This window comes from Aureimonas psammosilenae (genome assembly GCF_009176975.1).
In the GTDB taxonomy this organism is placed as follows: Bacteria; Pseudomonadota; Alphaproteobacteria; order Rhizobiales; family Rhizobiaceae; genus Plantimonas; species Plantimonas psammosilenae.
Genome location: NZ_WEZG01000001.1, coordinates 694,897 through 708,645, shown reverse-complemented (window position 1 = coordinate 708,645; position 13,749 = coordinate 694,897). Strand labels below are relative to the sequence as shown.

Here is a 13,749-nt window from a genome sequence, read left to right as displayed (position 1 = left end):
GTCATTGGCGAAGCGGCACCTGAGTCTTACCTGACACGGAGTGACGCTCGCCCTCGACCTTCCCCCGCAAGATGCCCTCGCCGCAGCACTGCCACCGCGCTTTGCCGAATGGTTCGCGAAAAAGGGCTGGGCGCCCCGCCCGCACCAGCTCGACCTTCTGGAAAAGGCTGAAAGCGGCGCGTCGGTTCTTCTGATCGCCCCGACCGGCGCCGGCAAGACGCTCGCCGGTTTCCTGCCCTCGCTGATCGACCTGGCGCGCCGTCCGCGTCGCAAGCCCGGCACGCGGCCGCCCGGCGTCCACACGCTCTACATCTCGCCCTTGAAGGCGCTCGCCACCGACATCCAGCGCAACCTCATGGGGCCGGTCGGCGAGATGGGCCTCGGCATCACCATGGAAAGTCGCACCGGCGACACCTCGCAGTCGCGCCGCCAGCGCCAGAAGCTGACGCCGCCCGACATCCTTCTGACGACGCCCGAGCAACTGGCGCTCCTCATCTCGACGCCGGACGCCGAGAACTTCTTTTCCGACCTGTCCACCGTGATCTTCGACGAGCTTCATTCGCTCGTCGCTTCCAAGCGCGGCCATCTTCTGGCGCTCGGCCTCGCGCGGCTCCGGAAGCTGCGTCCCGATCTTCGCACGGTCGGTCTTTCCGCGACGGTCTCGGACCCGGACGAGCTTCGCGCTTGGCTGGTGGCGCAGCCCCCCGGCGAGGAGGCCTTGTCGGAACTCGTCACCGTTGAAGGCGGCGCCAAGCCCGAGATCACCATCCTGAAAAGCCGCGAGCGCGTGCCCTGGCAGGGCCACATGGCGCGCTACGCGATGCCGGAGATCTACGATTCCATCAAGGGGCACCGCACGACGCTCCTCTTCGTCAACACCCGCTCCCAGGCCGAGCTTCTGTTTCAGGAGCTTTGGCGCATCAACGAGGAAACACTGCCGATCGCGCTCCATCACGGCTCGCTCGATGTCGGGCAGCGGCGGCGCGTGGAAGCGGCCATGGCGGCGAACGAATTGCGCGCCGTTGTCGCGACCTCCACTCTCGATCTCGGCATCGACTGGGGTGACGTCGATCTCGTGGTGCATGTCGGCGCGCCGAAGGGCGCTTCCCGTCTCGCGCAGCGGATCGGCCGCGCCAACCACCGCATGGACGAGCCCTCAAAGGCCATCCTCGTGCCGGCCAACCGCTTCGAGGTGATGGAATGCCAGGCGGCGCTCGACGCGAATTATCTGGGCGCGCAGGACTCTCCGCCGATGCGCGAGGGCTGCCTCGATGTTCTCGCCCAGCACGTCCTCGGCATGGCCTGCGCTGCGCCCTTCCGCGCCGACGACCTTTTCGCGGAAGTGACCGCCGCCTCGCCCTATGCCAAGCTCGACCGCGACACCTTCGACCGCGTCGTGGATTTCGTCGCGACCGGCGGCTACTCGCTACGCGTCTACGAGCGCTACGCCAAGATCCGGCTGACGGAAGACGGCACCTGGCGCGTGACGCACCCTTCCGTCGCGCAAGGCTACCGCATGAATGCCGGCACGATCATCGAGTCGGAAACGCTGCTCGTCCGCATGGTCTCGGCGCGCACGAAAGCGACCGTGAAGCGCGGCGGCATGGTGCTCGGCAAGATCGAGGAGAACTTCCTCGAAACCCTGTCGCCCGGCGACACCTTCCTGTTCTCCGGCCATGTCGTGCGCTTCGAGGGCATCCACGAGATGGAATGCCTCGTCACCAAGACCAAGGGCGAGGAAGCCAAGGTTCCCTATTACGGCGGCCAGAAGTTTCCGATGACGACGTTTCTGGCCGCCCGCATCCGCGAGATGCTGGGCGACCCGGCGCAATGGGGGAGCCTGCCTTCCCAGGTCGGCGACTGGCTGGCGATCCAGAAGACGAAGTCCGCGATTCCCCGAGCGGACGAGATGCTGATCGAGACCTTTCCGAACGGCAACCGCTTCTTCATGGTGGCTTATCCGTTCGAAGGCCGCATGGCGCACCAGACGCTCGGCATGCTCCTGACGCGCCGGCTGGAGCGGGCGCGCGCCAAGCCGCTCGGCTTCGTCGCCACCGACTACGCCCTGTCGATCTGGGGCATTGGGGACCTCGGCGCGATGATCGCCGATGGTCGCCTCGTTCTTGAAGACCTCTTCGACGAGGACATGCTGGGCGACGACCTGGAAGCCTGGATGGCCGATTCATGGCTCCTGAAGCGCACCTTCCGCCAATGCGCGGTGATCGCCGGGCTCGTCCAGAAGAACCAGCCGGGGCGCGAGAAGACCGGGCGGCAGGTGACGGTGTCGTCCGACCTCGTGTACGACGTGCTTCGTGCCCACGAGCCGGACCACATCCTCCTACGCGCGACCTGGGCGGACGCGGCCACCGGCCTTCTCGACGTGCGCCGCGTGTCCGACCTCCTCGCCCGCATCCGCCACCACATCCTGCACAAGGATCTCGAGGAAATCTCGCCCCTCGCCGTACCCATCATGCTGGAAGCCGGCCGCGAGCGGATCGAAGGCGAAGCGCGCGACGAGTTGCTCGCCGAGGCCATGGACGCCGAGGACATGATCAAGGCGCTCGGCGAGGTGACGGATTTTCGGTCGAATTATCTACGGTGAGGATCGAAGCTTCAGAGCCTCAGCTTCGTCAAGTCGCGTGCCCCATGGACAACACGAACGATTTCCACGGCCTCGTCGGTGACGCGAAACAACACGGCATAAGGCTCTGCCGTAAGAAGCCTGAAACCTGGCCGGATATCGTCGCGCAATTTGCCGATATTCGGGAAATAAGAAAGCCGTGCGATCTGATCCGTGATGAAGCTTATCACCCGATCCGCCGCCTTCGGATTATCCTGCGCCACAAATTTCCAGATGCCGGCCAGATCGATTTCAGCTCGTCGAAGAACCCTGATCGGACGAGACTCCGTCATCGCCGATCAGCGCCCTTTCTCGAATTCCTCACGGGCCCTGCGTTTGATCTCTTCGGGATCGAAAGGAACAGAGGGACCACTGGCGAGACCCTCGTCCCATAACTCCCGCAAGCGTTCGACACCGATATTGTCGATAAACCGCTGGGTCTGCCATTCGGACAGAGCCGCGACGATCACCTCGCTGGTGGAAGCATACGCCCCGCTCTCAACTGCCGAAACGACAGCCTCGTACTGGTCATCGTCGAGATCGACCCTGAGTTGTCTCGCACCGGCCATCGAACACCTCACCGACGGGTTGTTTCGCCAATCTAGATCGAAGCGAGAGCGGAGACCAGCCGCCGCCCCCCCTTCAGTGCCCCACTTCCAACTCCAACGCATCCTTGCGGTTCTGCACCGTCAGCTTATCGACGATCGTGCGCGAGGCTTCGTTCATGCCCACGATCTCGACTTCCCGACCCGCTTTCCGCAAACGAAGGACCGCCTTGTCGAGAGCCGCGACGCCGGTGAGGTCCCAGATATGGGCGCCGCCGACATCGATCACCACGCGCTCCACCGTTTCGCGGAAGTCGATGGCATCCACGAACTGGCCGGCGGAGGCGAAGAAGATCTGGCCTTCCACCATGTAGCGCCGCTCGCGGCCATCGCCCGACAAGGCCGAGGTCACGCGGAAGATCTGCGCGATCTTGGAGGCGAAGAACAGGCCGGACAGAAGGACGCCCGCGAAGACGCCGAGCGCGAGGTTGTGCGTCCACACCACGATCACCACCGTCGCCAGCATCACCACGGACGAGCGGCGCGGATGAGACACGAGATTGCGCAGCGAGTTCCAGTCGAACGTGCCGATCGAGACCATGATCATCACCGCGACCAGCGCCGGCATCGGGATGATGCGCACGAGATCGCCGAGCCCGACCACGAGGATCAAGAGAAACACGCCCGCCGCGAAGCAGGACAGGCGACCGCGCCCGCCGGAGCGCACGTTGATGCCCGACTGCCCGATCATCGCGCAGCCCGCCATCCCGCCCAGAAAACCGGTGGCGAAGTTGGCGACGCCCTGGCCGACGCATTCGCGGTTCTTGTTCGAGCCCGTATCGGTGAAATCGTCGATGACATTGGCGGTCATCAGGGATTCCAGAAGGCCGACCAGCGCGATGCCGATCGAATAGGGCAGGATGATTCCCAGGGTTTCGAAGTTCAGGGGCACGTCGGGAAAAAGGAATGTCGGCAGCGTCGAGGGGAGCTCGCCCATATCGCCGACGGTTCTGACATCGATCCCGGCGAACCACACGAGCGCGGTCAGGATGGCGATGGACACGAGCGGCGACGGCACGGCTTTGGTGAGGCGCGGCAGCCCGTAGATGATGGCGAGCGCGGCTGCGACGAGAACATAAGTCACCGGCGTCACGTTGGTCAGTTCGGGAAGCTGGGCCAGAAAGATCAGGATCGCCAGCGCGTTCACGAAGCCGGTCATCACGGATTTCGACACGAAACGCATCAGATCGCCGAGCCGGCAAACGCCGCAAAGCATCTGGATGAGCCCCGCGAGGATCGTCGCGGCGAAGAGATATTGGAGGCCGTGGTCGCGCACCAGCGTCACCATCAGGACGGCGGTCGCGGCGGTCGCCGCCGAGATCATCGCGGGCCGGCCGCCGAAGATCGCCGTCAGGACCGCGATGGAGAAGGACGCGTAAAGGCCGATCTTGGGATCGACGCCCGCGATCAGCGAGAAGGCGATGGCTTCGGGGATAAGGGCGAGCGCGACCACGAGGCCGGACAGCAAATCGGCTCGGACAGTGCCGAACCATTCCGAACGGAGCTCGGAGCGGGAGAAGGCTTGCATGGATGGTCCAGAATACGGCCCGCGCGCCTTGAACCGAAGTTCGGGCAGCACTTGCGTCGTGCCGGTCTACGGAGTGGCCGAGGGATGGGCGCCCGGCGTAGCCACCGGCCGAAGACGGCCGGTCCTTGTGCGGGCGAAAGATGGCGCGGCGGCGGAGCCTGCGTCAAGAGGCCCTCCGGCGAAAGCGCTGGAGACGCCTTGCCTTTGCCCGATTGCATGATTCTATGCGAACGAAACGAGACCCTGTCCGAAGCCGTCACGCATGAATGCCATTCTTCGCCGATCGAGGCTCGCCGAGGCGGAACCGCACGAATCCGTTCTTCACGGCGAGGCGGTGGTCTGCGACCCGTCCGGCACGCTTTTCCTGCCCGACCATTCGCTCCTCGTCGTGTCGGACCTTCACCTCGAAAAGGGCGCGGCCTTCGCGCGGCGCGGCATGATGATGCCGCCCTACGACACCGCCGCGACGCTGGCGCTTTTGTCAGTCGCGCTCGATCGCTACCGGCCTTCCGCCGTGATCTGCCTCGGCGACTCGTTCCACGACCGGCACGGCGCGGCCTTCATGCCCGCCATCTTCCGCGAAACGCTCGTGGGTTTGATGGCGGGCCGCGACTGGCTCTGGATTCTCGGCAACCACGACCCGGAGCCCCCTCCTCTCGTCGGCGGCGAAAGCCGCGAGGAGGTCAGTGTCGGCGCGCTTCATTTCCGGCATGAGCCGAGCGCGGCGCATCGGCCGGGCGAAGTGGCGGGCCATCTCCATCCGGCGGCCCGCATCGCGAAAAACGGGCGCAGCGCGCGCGGTGCGTGCTTTGCGACCGATGGCGAGCGCATGGTGATGCCGAGCTTCGGCGTGACCACAGGCGGCCTCAACGTTCTCGACACCGCCTTTGCCGGCCTTTTCAAGCTCCCCTCCGCCAAGGCCTATGTGATCGGCACGGCGCGCATCTATCCCGTTTGCTTCTCCAATCTCTCACGCGGCTAAGCGCAGCGTCATCCGGCTGCGCCCGGCGTCGCGCCGGGCCCATAGGTCGCGAAGAAGCAGGCGAGTTCGCAGAGAACGACCACCACCGTCAGGGTGATGCGCAGCTTGCGGAAGTAGAGCGGCAACGCGCCGCGCTGGATAGCGAAAACATCCCAGACGCCTTGCAGGAGAAAGGCGGCGGCAAAGCCCGCGAAGAGCCAGGGAACGGGCAGAAACAGGAGAATCCAGCCGACGAGCGCGGGCAAGATCGACAGGATCAGAGTTCCTCGCCCCGACACGGACGTCATCAAGGAGGAGCCCCAGCGGATGCCGCCGAGAAAGGACAGGATCACGGCGCTGTAGCCGCCGATCGCCGTGACCAGCATGTCGAAGGCGATGAAGTCCCGGCCGGCATAAAGGAGAAGCAGCGTCGGCACGACGAAGGGAACGAGGCCGCCGAGCCCCAGCGCCCAGAGCGTCGGCCGGTGCTTGGAGAAGTCCGGGTTCCAGGTCCGACCATCGCCGGTCTCGATCTTGCCCGTTTCGTTCATCCTCGACCTCCTGCTTCCGGCAGGTGACCTTGCGCGGAAGTTCGTCCCGGCAAGCCGGCCCTCGCCGGTTTCGATCGAATTCGAGCTTTTGGCTTCACCCGATCTGAAGACCGGGAGCGGCATGGACAGCCAGCAAATCATCGATACGGGTGGATGGGCATATGTCCAAGTGGATGTCGGCGACATTGGGCATGGTGATCTGTTGTGCCGCCACGGTCGGGGTGCCCTCTGCCATGGACATCGCCGAAATGCCGGTCGACCACGCCCCGCCCGAGTTCCGGATCGACCAGCCTTTCGAGATCCGCCAAACGTTGGACTCGGTTCTGTTGCGCCTGCGCGGCCTGCCTGCCGCCTTGAGCGGACGCGCGCTGATCGATCCCGCCCTCACCCTGTCGGCGGAACATTCCGACGCGCTTCAAGCCAGCCTTCCGCCCGTCCGCCAGGAACTCTACGCGCTGGACGAGGCGCCGATGCCGGCGGACGGCCGCGATCTCGTGGATGCTGCGGCGACGCGATTGAGCGATCTGTGGTTCGCCGACCAGCCCATGACCTATCGCCTCGTGACGAAGGAGATCGCGCTCGCGACAAGCGAGGTCGCCGGCGCGGAGCGCATCGCTTCCGCCATGGAAGCCGGGACAACGAAACCCGCGCGTTCCGGGGAAGCCGGAGGTTTCGAGCCATCCTCCTCCTGGACAGGCCTCGCAGTCGCTCTTCTCGTGGTGCTCGCGACCATGGCGCTGGCCTGGGCTTGGTCGCGGGGATTCAGGGGCGTTCTTTCGCGCATCGGCGAGGAACGGCACGAGAGGTCCTCGTCCAGCGCGCCCGCATTGAAGCCTTTCACGCTGGACGAGACGCTGGCGATGATCGCGGCCGAATCGCGCAGCACCATGCCGCTCTTCAGAAAGTTCGACGTGAGCGACAAAGCGGCTCGTCAGTCCCGTTTGAACATGAGGCGGCCGAGCCAGCCCGTGGCGATGCCGAGAAACACGGCGAAGATGCCGTAGAACGCGCCGTGCTGATGGGCGAAGTTGGAGATCGTGCTCTCGAAGCCCGACTTCACCACCCAGAGCGTATCGGTGCGCTCGCGCAGGAACACGCCCTCGCGGAACAGAAAGGCGCGGGCGACATGGCGGCCGACGGGAAGGTCCGCCGGAAGCGCCAGTTCGGCGCGAAACAGGGTGGCGCTGACGAATTCCACCGTGCCGAAACTTTCCCGGAAAAGCCCGCGCGTGCCCCGGATGCGGCGGACGGCCTCGGCATATTTGTCGCGATTGGCGAGCGCGCTCCGCCCGGCCTGAAGCTTGGCCATCTGGAGGTGCTCGATGCCGACGGAAAGCTGGGACAGCGTTTGCGGGGAGGCGATATCGGTCAAGCGCCGCGTCGCCGCCAACGAATAGGACGCGGGCACCGTGTCGAAGCGCTCCGAGCCCTTGTTGATCCAGAGCCCGAGGGTCCGCTCCTTTTCGCGCACCACGATCGGCACCGGCGGCCCTTCGAGGGCCACCACGATGTCGTAGCCGCCCTGACGCAGGATGCGCCCGTCCGCGTTGTCGAGAACGCCGAAGATCACGAGCCGCGCGCCGGAGAAGTCCGGGGCGATCACGATCTCCTCCGTCGACAGGCCGATCTCGAAGGCTTCCGGCAGGCCGGTGGTTCCTTGCGCCGAGGCGGCCTGCGCGAGTTGTTCCTCCCCCCGCGCCACCGGCGGGGCCAGAGCCACACAGGCCACGGAAGCCAGAACTCCGCCGAGAAAGCGCCGCCGCCGCATCCTCAGTTCGTCTCGCCGCTCGGCAGGCTGATCGAATAGATGTCGCCCGGATAGATCACGAGTTCCACCGCCAGCCGCCCGCAGACGGAAAGAACGAGAAGCGCCAGAAGCGCGCGAAGCTGCTCGCCGCGAAGCCGCTGCCCGGCCCTTGCGCCGAACTGCGCCCCGGCGACGCCCCCGACCATCAGAAGAAAGGCCAGAACGACGTCGACCGTGGTGTTGGTCGCCGCCTGGAGCACCGTCGTCACCGCCGCCGTGAAGATGATCTGGAACAAGGACGTGCCGATCACGACATTCGTCGGCACGCGCAGAAGATAGATCATCGCCGGCACCATGATGAAGCCGCCGCCGACGCCCATCACCGCCGCCAGAACCCCGATCACGAAGCCGAGGCCCAGCACCGGGATCACCGACACGTAGAGCTTGGAGCGCTGGAACCGCATCTTCAGCGGCAGGCGGTGAATCCAGTTGTGGTGGCCGGGCCGGCGCGGATCGGCTGGGCTGCCGGCCTTGGTGCGGCGCATGGCGTGCAGGCTTTCGGTCAGCATCAGAAAGCCGATCGAGCCGAGAAAAGCGACGTAGAGAAGCGACACCGCGAGATCGAGCTGGCCCGATCGTCGCAGCAGCGTGAAGATCGCGACGCCCGCCACCGAGCCGACCGCCCCTCCCGCCAGAAGCACCGTGCCGAGCTTCACGTCGAGCGTACCGCGCTTGTAGTGGAAGAGCGCGCCGGAAAAGGACGAGGCGATGACCTGGTTGCCGCCGGTCGCGACCGCCACCGCCGGGGGAATGTTGTAGAAGATCAGAAGCGGGGTGATCAGGAAGCCGCCGCCGACGCCGAACATGCCGGACAGGAAGCCGACCGCGGCGCCCATGCCGATGATCACCAGCACGTTCACGGGTATTTCGGCGATGGGAAGGTAGAGGCTCACGCGGCAACATCCCGACTGTCTTTGTTGCATAGCAAAAAGGCGGCCCCTTGGGACCGCCTTTTTTCATGCTTGCCGTGTCGGCGAGATGCGCCCTATCCGTTCTTGCGCTGCAGGAGAGCGCGGATCAGCGGACCGTCGATCTCGCCGCTCGCCGACATGCCGTTGTCCTTCTGGAAGGCGGCGATGGCGAGCTTGGTCTTCTCGCCGATGCGCCCGTCCGGCGCGCCCGCGTCGTAGCCGAGCCGGCCGAGAATGGTCTGGATGTTGCGCACCGCCTTGGTCATGTCGATCGAGGAGGTCTGGTCGCTGCGGTCCTGCCATTCGGCGGGCGTGTCCACCGTGTTAGCCGCCTCGATGCGCGGCGTCGGGGTGAAGCCCTTCGTGGCTGCCGTCGCCTTGGCCAGATCCTCGGCGGAAAGGCTCTTGGCGATCTCGTCGCGTTTGGCGGCGGCGTCGCTGTCGCCGCTGTCGGCGACCACGGAGAACCATTTATAGGACTGCACGAGATCGCGGGAAACGCCCGAACCGCGGGCATAAAGGATGCCGAGATTGTACTGGCTGTCGCGCATTCCGTGTTCGGCTGCCTCGACGAACCAGCGGCCGGCGACGTCCGGCTGCGAGCGCCCGTCGATGCCGGTGGCGTAAAGAACGGCGAGGTTGTGCATGGCGCGCACGTTCCCGCCCTCGGCGGCAAGCGTGTACCAGTCGCGCGCGGCCTGGCCGTCGCGGGCGATGCCGTTGCCCTTCTCGTAAAGCGTGCCGAGGCTGTACTGCGCCGGCGCGAAGCCTTTCAGCGCCCCTTGCGCGAACCAGTCGAGCGCGGCGTCCGGGCGCGGCGACCCGCCCCGCCCTTCCATCAAGCGAAGGCCGATCTCGAAGGCGGCGCGCGGATCGCCGGCACGAGCGGCGTCAGTGAGAGCCGCCGGGCCGATGCCATCCGGCACCGCCGGCAGGGTCAGGGCGGATGCCGGCAGCTTGCCGCGCAGGGCGGAATAAGCGTCGGTGGGCACGGAAGGCGCCGGATCGGCCGCAACGGCGGCGGCGGCAGGCGCGGCCTCGACCGGCGGCTGGGCGATCGATGCCGGCGGCTCGGGAGCCTCGGCGACGGGCGCGTCGGCGAAAGGAGCGCTGGCTTCCGGCACCGGCACCGTTTCCACCGGCACCGCCGAAGCCATATCCGGGGACGCCGGCGGCAAGTCGGCGGTGGTTTCCACCGGGGCGGGCGTCGAGGCCGGCTGCCCCGCGATGGTGGCGGGCACGTCGACTGTCAGCCCGGCGAGGTCGATGCCGTTCTCGCCGTCGCCGAGCATGGCCTTGCCCATGGGCAGCGCCGACAAGGCGACGATCACCGCCACGACGCCCGTGATGATGGCCTTGCGACGGCGCGACAGGAGACCGCGCAGACCGCCGCGTCCTTCGCGGCCGGCTTCGGCAAGGCCGAGACGCTCGACCTCCTCGCTCGCCGCCTTGGCGGCGTCGCGGGCGGCGGCGCGGGCTTCGGCCTCGGCTTCCGGCCGCTCGATCCCTTCGGCTCTGGAGCGCTGGGCAGCGCGCACGCGGGCCAGCAACGCGCCGATGTCGGGCGTGCCGGAACCCGGCTCCAGCGGCCGGTTCATTTCCTCGCGCTCGATCACGTCCGAGCCGTCGAGGGCCGGCTCCGGCATCTCGTTCTGCGGCGCGGAGCGCACGGCCGCCAGCGCTTCCTTGGCCCGTTCCGCCAGATTGATGGCGGGGGACAAGGATGCCACCGGCTCGGGCGCCATGGCCAAGCGCGTGCTCTCAACACGGCCGATGGAGGCATCCGCCGGCTCGCTCTTGCGGTCGGAGGCGATCTCCTGCTCGATCTGTTCCAGGCGGTCGACGATCTTCAGAAGCGTCTTGTGAACGGCGTCGAAGACCTGATTGGACCGGCCGTCGCTTTCACGCGACAAGGATTCCAGCGAGCGCAAGCTTTCCGACAGCTTCATGACGTGCTCGGCCTGGCGGTCCTCGCCGAAGGCCTGCATGCGCCGCGCCGTCTCGTCCGCGACGTCCCGCGCGGCCTCGATCAGGACCTCGCGATGTTCCTCGAGCTTCTGCTCCATGATCTGGAGGCGCTGCTCGAAATCGGCCTCGAAATCTTCCTGCATCGTGCCGACGCGGGTGACATTCTCCGACAGGCGCTCGATCTGCGCTTCGAGCGAACGCAGGATACCGGCGTCGAAGCGCGGCTCGGCGGCGTTCTCTTCCAGCTTCGCGGTGAGAGCGCCGAGGCGATCCTCGATGGCGCGCGTGTCGACGGTGGGCGTTTCGATCTCGATGATGGCGAGTTCGAAGCGCTCGGCAAGCATGCCGATGCGCTGCTCGATGGCAGCGAGATCCACGCGCTGCGGCTCGAGTTCGGCGATGGCGGCGTCGAAACGCTCGCTCAAGATTTCGATACGCTCGGCGAGCCCCGCCTCGGCCGAACCCTTGGCGAGTTCCTCAACGCGCTCGGAAAGCTCCACGATGCGCGCCGACAGAAGCTCCACCCGGCCGTCGCCGGCGAGTTCGTCGACACGGCCCGTCAGCGCGGCGATGCGCGCCTCGATCCGCTCGATGGGCGCCATGGGGACGGTGGCGACGATGGCGCGCGAGATTTCGTCCAGCCGCTCCTCGATCGCCTGGAAGTTCTCGAGATCGGCTTCCTCGCTGCGCTGCGACAGCGTTTCGATGCTGGCGGCGAGCGTGCGGATGCGCTCTTCCACCGGCGACAGATCGAGCGCGCCCGGAAGCGCACCGAGCTTTTCCTCGATCTGCCCCATGCGCTCGGAAAGCTGGCGGATGCTCGCCTCGACCTCGTGCGAGCCGAGCCGCTGTTCCAGCGCTTCCCAGCGCTCTTCCACCGCCTTCATCGGGTCGGCCTGATCGGCCATGGTTTCGAGCTTGGCGCGCATGTCGCCAAGTTCGCTGCGGATCATGCGCGAGATGTCGTTCTCGTCGGGAAGGCTCCCGTAGCGCTCCTCGAAGGCATCCCAGCGGCGCTCCACCGCCTGGATCTGGTCTTCGCGGGCGAGCGAGCGCAGCGATTCACGCAGGCGCTCCAGTTCGCCCTTCAGCTCGGCCTTGGCGACGAGGCTTTCCTCGGCCTGCGCCACATAGCGGCTTTCGAGCCGTTCGAGGCGCTCAGGCCCGGTCGCGGCCGATTGCGGCGGGAGATGCCGAACGAGATGGCGGATCTCCTCCAGCTCGGAGCGCAGCGTGTTGAGAACGGACCGGTCGGCGCCGGCTTCCGTCAAGCGCGCCAAGGACGCGGATGCGGCATCGAGCTCGTGGCCGATCGCCGCCGCCCCTTCCTCGTTCTCCATCATGCGGCGCAGCCTCGCGAAGGCCTCGCGCATTTCGGCAAAGCCCTTCTCGAAGGAAACGCGGCCGCCATCGACCTTCATTTCCTCGCGCAGGCGCTGGATCTCGGCGGCGACCTCGGCCATCGCCCGGTAGTTGCCGTCCTGGCGGTGAAGATCGTCGGCCTGAACCGCCAGATCCTCCAGCTTGTGGAGGAGCGAGGGCGAGATCGGCGCTTCGCGGCGGGGCGCGGCGACGGGGCGCGCGGCCATGCCGTCCAGCATCTGGCGGCGCATCACGATCTCGGACACGGCGTCGCTCAAGGCCGCCGGACGCTTGGCGCGAGGCGCGCGGGCCACCGGCGCCTCGCTCATCAGTTCGGGAGCGCGCCGCGCCTTGTTCGCAGCCGGAAGCTTGGCAAGCCGGGCTTCCAGCGAGTCGAGGGTGCGGGAAAGCGAGGACAGCGGCGAATCGTCGCGATCATCCACATGGACCCGCAGAGGCGCTCCCGGCCTTACCATCCTGAACCTCTCCAAAGGATCGACGACGAGACGCTTTGCCCCACCGGTCTTCCGTCAAATCTCGCGCCCATCCGTTGCCGTCTCAAAATGTAACGAGATGGAAAGGAAGCGCCGCTCGGTTAACGATATAGAAAGGCTGCGTTGACCGAAGCTGGATATCCGAGCCCTCTGCCTCATTGCGAACGCAGTCACTGGCATCACATTGGTTGCGGCTTTCCTATTGTTATGATTGGTATGGAAGGATTCCGGCGCGAGACCATTTCCAACCCGAGTAGGCGGTTCGCCGTACCGAACCCTCGAACAGGACGACATCTGCCCGCTCACCTTGCCGCGCGCGGCGGCACCCACCACCAACTCGGCGCACCGCGCCCAAGACCCGGTTGCCGGCGGCACGAACGCCGTTCGGCAACGCATTCATGAATTCAGGAAAGTCCATGGCAAAGGCAGCTCACCTCGAACGCGAGGTGGAGACCGAAGACGAGCTGAACGTCAGGTTTCTGCTCGGCATCGAGAAATCCGACGAGGACGACGGCGAGAAGGAAACCTTCCGCATCGGCGATCTGGCGCGCGAATTCGGCGTGACCCTGCGCACCCTGCGCTTCTACGAGGACCGCGGTCTCTTAAGCCCCGAGCGGCGCGGCACGACGCGCCTTTATTCGCGCAAGGATCGCAAGCGCCTTCGCCTCGTGCTTCTCGGCAAGGCGCTGGGCTTCTCGCTGACCGAAGCCCGGCAGATCATCGACGTTTATCTTCAGCCGAACGGCCGGCGCCGCCAGATGGAAGTGGCGCTGGAGCGATTTGCCGAACAGCGCGAAGTGCTCGTTGCCCAGCGTGCCGAGATCGAGCGCTCCATCGAGGCGATGGACACCTCGATCGACTTCATCTCGAACTGTCTCCGACAATCCTGACCAGCGGCGGATAACCGGCACGAGACCGGGGCCGCGCGCCGACGTCGCGGCC

Annotated in this window: 11 protein-coding genes and 1 other annotated feature; of the genes, 4 read left to right on the top strand and 7 right to left on the bottom strand. The window is 66.4% G+C overall.

Features of this window, described 5'->3' with window-relative positions; all coding sequences use genetic code 11:
• The first annotated feature begins 40 nt into the window (after nucleotides 1-40).
• Entirely contained in the window at nucleotides 41-2,602 is a 2,562-nt protein-coding gene (locus F9929_RS03400; protein WP_152045100.1) for a ligase-associated DNA damage response DEXH box helicase, read from the top strand.
• Between the two features lie 11 nt (nucleotides 2,603-2,613).
• Here the strand turns inward: F9929_RS03400 and F9929_RS03395 are convergent, their stop codons facing one another.
• The 3 genes from F9929_RS03395 to F9929_RS03385 form a co-directional block, all read right to left on the bottom strand.
• Nucleotides 2,614-2,913 (bottom strand): type II toxin-antitoxin system RelE/ParE family toxin, encoded by a 300-nt coding sequence (locus F9929_RS03395; RefSeq protein WP_152045099.1) that lies wholly within the window; start codon nucleotides 2,911-2,913, stop codon nucleotides 2,614-2,616.
• A gap of 6 nt (nucleotides 2,914-2,919) precedes the next feature.
• The gene (locus F9929_RS03390) at nucleotides 2,920-3,189 is read right to left on the bottom strand and encodes a ribbon-helix-helix domain-containing protein (protein ID WP_193227591.1); all 270 of its coding nucleotides are present in this window, start codon (nucleotides 3,187-3,189) and stop codon (nucleotides 2,920-2,922) included.
• Nucleotides 3,190-3,262: 73 nt separating this feature from the next.
• Complete coding sequence (locus F9929_RS03385) at nucleotides 3,263-4,753, bottom strand: SulP family inorganic anion transporter (RefSeq protein WP_152045097.1); 1,491 nt, start codon at nucleotides 4,751-4,753, stop codon at nucleotides 3,263-3,265.
• A gap of 71 nt (nucleotides 4,754-4,824) precedes the next feature.
• Nucleotides 4,825-4,881 (bottom strand) — a sequence feature (sul1 is cis-regulatory element that is thought to sense ions involved in sulfur or methionine metabolism; They are found in Alphaproteobacteria).
• A 134-nt stretch (nucleotides 4,882-5,015) separates the two neighbouring features.
• On the opposite strand from F9929_RS03385, the gene pdeM reads away from it, so the two are divergent.
• Nucleotides 5,016-5,735, top strand: a complete 720-nt coding sequence (pdeM, locus tag F9929_RS03380) for a ligase-associated DNA damage response endonuclease PdeM (protein ID WP_152045096.1) — start codon at nucleotides 5,016-5,018, stop codon at nucleotides 5,733-5,735.
• Nucleotides 5,736-5,743: 8 nt separating this feature from the next.
• Here the strand turns inward: pdeM and F9929_RS03375 are convergent, their stop codons facing one another.
• On the bottom strand, nucleotides 5,744-6,265 hold the full coding sequence (locus tag F9929_RS03375; RefSeq protein ID WP_193227590.1) for a DUF3429 domain-containing protein: 522 nt from the start codon (nucleotides 6,263-6,265) through the stop codon (nucleotides 5,744-5,746).
• A gap of 161 nt (nucleotides 6,266-6,426) precedes the next feature.
• Between F9929_RS03375 and F9929_RS03370 the strand changes: the two genes are divergently transcribed.
• On the top strand, nucleotides 6,427-7,269 hold the full coding sequence (locus F9929_RS03370; protein ID WP_152045094.1) for a hypothetical protein: 843 nt from the start codon (nucleotides 6,427-6,429) through the stop codon (nucleotides 7,267-7,269).
• Here the strand turns inward: F9929_RS03370 and F9929_RS03365 are convergent.
• From F9929_RS03365 to F9929_RS03355, 3 genes are all read right to left on the bottom strand, one after another.
• Nucleotides 7,197-7,994, bottom strand: a complete 798-nt coding sequence (locus tag F9929_RS03365) for a TIGR02186 family protein (RefSeq protein ID WP_235918974.1) — start codon at nucleotides 7,992-7,994, stop codon at nucleotides 7,197-7,199. The two genes, F9929_RS03370 and F9929_RS03365, sit on opposite strands and share 73 nt — an antisense overlap.
• A gap of 41 nt (nucleotides 7,995-8,035) precedes the next feature.
• The gene (locus tag F9929_RS03360; RefSeq protein WP_152045092.1) at nucleotides 8,036-8,965 is read right to left on the bottom strand and encodes a sulfite exporter TauE/SafE family protein; all 930 of its coding nucleotides are present in this window, start codon (nucleotides 8,963-8,965) and stop codon (nucleotides 8,036-8,038) included.
• A gap of 92 nt (nucleotides 8,966-9,057) precedes the next feature.
• Nucleotides 9,058-12,789: a peptidoglycan-binding protein gene (locus F9929_RS03355; protein WP_152045091.1), complete on the bottom strand. Its 3,732-nt coding sequence runs from the start codon at nucleotides 12,787-12,789 to the stop codon at nucleotides 9,058-9,060.
• Nucleotides 12,790-13,223: 434 nt separating this feature from the next.
• Between F9929_RS03355 and F9929_RS03350 the strand changes: the two genes are divergently transcribed.
• Complete coding sequence (locus tag F9929_RS03350; RefSeq protein WP_152045090.1) at nucleotides 13,224-13,697, top strand: MerR family transcriptional regulator; 474 nt, start codon at nucleotides 13,224-13,226, stop codon at nucleotides 13,695-13,697.
• Nucleotides 13,698-13,749 lie beyond the last annotated feature (52 nt).